Source organism: Streptomyces sp. NPDC057623 (assembly GCF_042800355.1).
In the GTDB taxonomy this organism is placed as follows: Bacteria; Actinomycetota; Actinomycetes; order Streptomycetales; family Streptomycetaceae; genus Streptomyces.
The window spans coordinates 47,502-53,501 of the sequence record NZ_JBHVGZ010000069.1; the positions used below are offsets into that span (position 1 = coordinate 47,502).

1 protein-coding gene is annotated in these 6,000 nt (G+C 67.2%); it reads left to right on the plus strand.

The window, feature by feature from the left end; all coding sequences use genetic code 11:
- Nucleotides 1-401: 401 nt before the first annotated feature.
- On the plus strand, nt 402-5,933 hold the full coding sequence (locus ACFU95_RS41345) for an RHS repeat-associated core domain-containing protein (RefSeq protein ID WP_383839738.1): 5,532 nt from the start codon (nt 402-404) through the stop codon (nt 5,931-5,933).
- Nucleotides 5,934-6,000 lie beyond the last annotated feature (67 nt).

Here is a 6,000-nt window from a genome sequence, read left to right on the forward strand (position 1 = left end):
GTCTTCACCTCTTTGGAGAACTCCCTGTGTCCCCTCGCTTGTATCCACCAGGCCCACGCGGCTGGCGGAGTGCGCTGACCGTGCTCCTCGCGGTACTCCTGTCCGTGCCGGCCTCGCTGACACCGTTGGCGCAGGCGGCCGAACTGCCGGGCCGCCCCGACGTACCCGGGGTGAAGCCCACCAAGGTACGGCAGATCACCACCCCCCAGGCCAAGGCCGCCCGCGCCAAGGTGGCCCAGCAGAAGAAGGCCAACCAGAAGCTCGTCGACACGGCCCGGGCGGAGCGCGCCTCGGCGTGGCCGAAGGCGTCCACATCGACCACGGACCTGGCCCGCGCGTCCAAGGCGAAGTCCGTCGTCGAGGTGGAGCCGGTGAAGGCCGGCGCCACCTCAGCCTCGGGGATGGCGAAGGTCACCGTCCTGGACCAGAAGGCGGCCCGCCGCGCCGGCGTGACGGGCGTGCTCTTCACGGTCGCCGCAGAGAAGCCGGGCGCGGCTCGGGTCACTGTCGACTATGGCGCGTTCGCGTCGGCCGTGGGCGGCAACTGGGCCTCACGCCTTGGCCTGGTCCGGCTTCCGGCCTGTGCGATGACGACTCCCGAGAAGGCGGCCTGCCGCACCACCACTCCGGTGGCCTCGGACAACGACGTGACCGAGGAGTTGGTCACCTCCCGCACCTCGGTCGCCTCGACCGCCGCTCCGACTGTCATGGCCCTGGCCGCTACAGCGACCACGGCCTCCACGGCGGGCTCCGGTGACTTCAAGGCCACTCCGCTGGCGGCCTCGTCGACCTGGGAGGCCGGAGGCTCCTCCGGTGCGTTCGCCTGGTCCTATCCGATCACGGCACCTCCCGCCGCCGCGGGCCCGGCGCCCGCTCTGGAGCTGTCCTACAACTCGGCCGCCATCGACGGGCGGACGGCCAACACCAACAACCAGGGTTCGATGGTCGGTGAGGGCTTCGACCTGACCTCGTCGTACATCGAGCGCAAGTACGGCGTCTGCGAGGACGACGGTCACGCCGACAAGTCCGACCTGTGCTGGAAGTACGACAATGCCTCCCTGGTGCTGAACGGTTCCGCCAGCGAACTCGTCAAGGACGACACCAGCGGCGAGTGGCGCCTGAAGGACGACGACGCCTCCGTCGTCACCCACTCCACCGGCGCCGACAACGGCGATGAGGGCGACGCCGACATCGACGGCGAGGGCGAGTACTGGAAGGTAGTGACCGGTGACGGTACGACGTACACGTTCGGCCTGAACAAACTGCCGGGCGCGGGGAGCGAGCGCACAGACTCGGTGTGGACCACCCCAGTGTTCGGCGACGACAGCGACGAGTCCGGCTACGACAAGGGCAGCGAGTTCAAGAGCCGTTCGACGAGACAGGCCTGGCGCTGGAACCTCGACCTGGTCGAAGACCCGCGCGGCAACGCCGCGACGTACTGGTACAAGTCGGAGACCAACAACTACGCCAAAAACGGCGACAAGACGGCACTGGCGTCCTACACGCGCGGCGGCTACCTGGAGGAGATCCGCTACGGCCAGCGCAGCGACACTCTGTTCAGCGCGCCGGCCTCGAACAAGGTGACCTTCACCTACAAAGAGCGCTGCACCGCCTCCGACTGCTCCTCACTGACCGAGGACACCGCGGACAACTGGCCCGACGTGCCCTTCGACGCGATCTGCTCGCAGGACGAGGATGACTGCAACTCCAACGGTCCGTCCTTCTTCACGCGCAAGCGTCTGGCGTCGATCAACACGCACTTCTGGTCGCGGGCGGCCGAGCCGGACGCTTTCCTGCCGGTCGACTCCTACACACTGGAGCAGGACTTCTTCAACGGTCAGGACATCGGCAACAGCTCCGACCAGGTCCTGGTCCTGGAGTCCCTGACCCGCACGGGCAAGAACGGTACGGACATCTCCGTGCCGCCCATTGACTTCATCTACCAGCAGCGCCCGAACCGGGTCGACACCACCGACGACGACATTCTGGCCCTGACCCGCCCGCGCATCGCCTCCATCATCGCGGAGACCGGTGCGATCACTTCGGTCACCTTCAACGACCCGGAGTGCGCGCGGGACAGCAACATGCCCGCGGCCGAAGACAACAACAGCATGTCCTGCTACCCGGTGTACTGGCCGGTCAACGGCGGCGACCCGAAGCTGGACTGGTTCCACAAGTACCGGGTCACCGCGATCACCACGAACGACCCCGGCGCGGGCAACCCGGGTACACAGACGTCGTACGACTACTCAACACCCGGCTGGCACTACAACGATGACCCCTTCACCAAGGAGAAGGAGCGGACCTGGTCGATCTGGCGGGGCTATCAGAAGGTCACCGTCTACAAGGGTGATGCGGGAGCGACCCGGTCGAAGACCGTGAAGCTGTTCGCGCGGGGCATGGACGGCGACAAGAAGAAGGACGGCACGACCCGTACGGCCGTCGTCGCAGGCATAGATCTGGACAACACCTCCGCGGTCACGACCGACAACCTCGACGTCGCAGACCTCGACGACCGTGACTACTACGCGGGCCAGCTGCGCCAGGAGATCGTCTATGACGGCGCCACAGCGGTCTCCGCGACGGTCAACAACCTCTGGGCAAAGCGGACCGCCAGCCAGCAGAAGTCGTACGCGGACATCGAGGCGTACTTCGTCAGGACCGCCCGCACCTACACCTATACCTACCTGACGGCCGCGAAGAAGTGGCGGGCCGGTGCGGTCACCTCCACGTACGACTCCACCTACGGCATGACCACGTCCGTCGAGAACCACGGCGACTGGTCGGTGTCCGGGGATGAGACCTGTGCGCGCACCTGGTACGCGCGCAACGACGCCAAGGGCCTGACCTCGCTGGTATCCCGGACTCGTACTGTGGCCAAGCCCTGTGCCACGACTGAGGCTTCGCTCACTCTCCCGGCCAACCCCGACACTCGCGGGGACGTCCTGTCCGACACGGCGACGGTGTACGACAGCCCGTCGGTCACCGGCTGGTCGCCGGACCAGGTTCCGACCTTGGGCCTGCCCACGTGGACCGGTCGCGCGAAGGCGTACCCGGCGGCCTCGGGAGCCGCCGAGCGCAACCCCCTCCCGGCCACCGGCTGGCAGACCGTCACCACGACGACGTACGACACCGCCGCGGCCAAGCTGGGCCGCCCCCTTACGGTCACCGATGCCAAGGGCCGCACCACGAACACGGCCTACTACCCGGCAGCCGCGGGACCGATGACCACCAAGGTCATCACGCAGCCGAAGCTGGCCTCCAACAGCCAGGCCCACCAGACGACCACCGTCTACGACCCGGCCCGCGGCTCCGTGAACTACACCCTCGACCAGAACACCAAGCGGACCGAGAACACCTACGACTCCCTCGGCCGAGTCACGGCGACCTGGATACCCAACCGTTCCAAGTCCGCGGGCGACAGCCCGAACGTCAAGTACGGCTATGGCATGGAGCGCGACAAGGCGCCTTGGACCTCCGTGGCCACGCTCAAGGCCGACGGCGCCACGTACACCACCTCCTACGCGCTGTACGACGCGCAACTGCGGCCGATCCAGACACAGGTCACCTCGCCGCAGGGCGGCCGGGTCCTGACCGACACCCGCTACGACAGCCGTGGTCTGGCCTACGAGACTTACGCCGACGTCTACGACAACACCACGGGGCCGACCAGCAAGTACAGCCAGGTTCCGTACGGCGGCGGCAGCCAGACCAACACGGAATTCGACGGCGCCGAGCGGCCCACCACGTCGACCGTGCTCGTGGACGGGGTGAAGAAGTGGTCGACGACCACGACCTACACCGGTGACTCGACGGCGATCACGGCAGTCCAGGGAGGCAACGCCACCCGCGCGATCACCGACGTCTTCGGTCGCACGGTCGAGACCCGTACCTATGGTGGCACAGCGCCCAACGACACCGAATACGGTGCGACCACTGGTACGTCCTACACGAGCGTCCACAACACCTACACGGACGACGACAAGCAGGACACCATCACCGGTCCTGACAATGCCAAGTGGTCTTACACCTACGACCTGTTCGGCCGGCAGGTGAAGTCGGTCGACCCGGACAAGGGCACTACGGTCACCGGCTACACCGAGCTCGATCAGATCGACACGGCGAAGGACGCCGAGAACCGAGTCCTGCTGTACGGCTACGACGAGCTGGGCCGCAAGACGGGCATGTGGCAGACCAGCCGCACGGACGCGAACAAGCTTGCCGCCTGGACCTTCGACACTGTCCTGAAGGGCCTGCCCACCGCGTCCACCCGCTACCAGGGCGGCAAGACCTACACCAAGCAGGTCACGGCCTACGACAACCTTTACCGACCCACCGCGACCAGCCTCACTCTGCCATCCGACGACGCGCTGGTGACCTCCGGTGCTATTGCGCCCACCGTCACCTTCGAAACGACGTACCGGCTCGACGGCACGGTCGGCAGCACGAAGTCGCCCGCGGCCGGCGGCCTGGCATCGGAGACCGTCGAGACCCGTTACAACAGTGCGGGCCTGCCCAACGAGCTCTCCGGCGCCTCCGGTTACCTGCTCGCGGCCGACTACACGGCGCTCGGTCAGGTCGGTCAGCTCCAGCTCGGAACCGCGGCAGGCACCAAGCGGGTCTTCGTCACCAACACCTGGGAGAAGGGCACAGGCCGCCTGCTGAACGCGGCCGTAGACGACCAGACTCGAGGTCCGATCCAGGAACTGACCTACGGGTACGACCAAGCCGGCAATGTCACCTCCGTCGCCGACAGCGCCAACACCGGAACCGGCACCGACAACCAGTGCTTCGCCTACGACCCCCAAGGCCGCCTGACGGAGGCCTGGACGCCGAAGACCGCCGACTGCGCAGCCTCCGGCCGGACCACAGCCAACCTCGGCGGTCCGGCACCGTACTGGACGTCGTACACGTACACCACGTCCGGCCAGCGCAAGACGGAGAAGCAGAACACGGCCACCCCGGTCACCACCACCTACTGCTATAACGACACAACCCGCTCGCACGCCCTGACCGCCACCACGACCGGCAGCACCTGCACCGGTGTGGCCGCGCAGTACACCTACGACGCCACCGGCAACACCGACAAGCGCGTCGAGAAGGCCGGTTCCACCTCCACACAGAGCCTCGCCTGGGGCGCCGAGGGCAAGCTCACCCGAGTCACCGAGGGCGCGGCGGCCACCGCCACCAACTACCTCTACGACGCCGACGGCGATCTCCTCATCCGCCGGGACAACGCCACGGACGGTGAGACCGTCCTTTACCTCGGCAACACCGAGGTCCACCTCAAGACCGGGCAGAAGTGGGCCAACCGCTACTACGGCGTGGCCGGCTCCACCATCGCCCTGCGCACCAACCAGTCGGGCTCCGAGAAGCTCAGCTTCCTCGCCGCCGACCGGCATGGCACGAGTTCGGTCTCCGTCACCGCCGACTCCACCCAGGCGCTGACCAAGCGCTACAGCACGCCCTTCGGCACGAGCCGGGGAGCGATGATTGGTGTTTGGCCCGACGACAAGGGCTTCCTCGGAAAGTCCGCCGACGCCGGGACCGGACTGACGCACGTCGGGGCGCGCGAATACGACCCGTCCATCGGCCAGTTCATCAGCGTCGACCCGATCCTGGACCCGGCCGCACCGCAGACCGTCAACGGTTACAGCTACGCCGGCAACAACCCCGTCTCGTTCAGCGACCCGACCGGTACCATCCGGCTCAATCCCGACGGCACGCAATGCGAGGGCGGCTGGAACGAATGCGGGCCCGGACCCGGACCTGAGCCGTCCGACTCCGGAGGCGGTGCCCAGACAGGCACGGGCACCGGGTATGACAGCAGCGGGTGGGTCGCCAACCACTCGCCGACTACCAACGACCTCGACGAACTGATGAAGTGGTTCTCGGAGTGCAGCCCTAAGTGGTTGTTGTCGTTCCGGCGTTGAGGGTTGCGTTTCCGCTGGTCGGGCGTGAGGTCGGGAGTCTCGGGGAGTGGTGACGTGTCGAGTCGTC

What these genes read in the sequence shown, in the direction of transcription:
- ACFU95_RS41345 (WP_383839738.1), top strand. Translation starts at nt 402, where the DNA reads ATGGCGAAGGTCACCGTCCTGGACCAGAAGGCGGCCCGCCGCGCCGGC.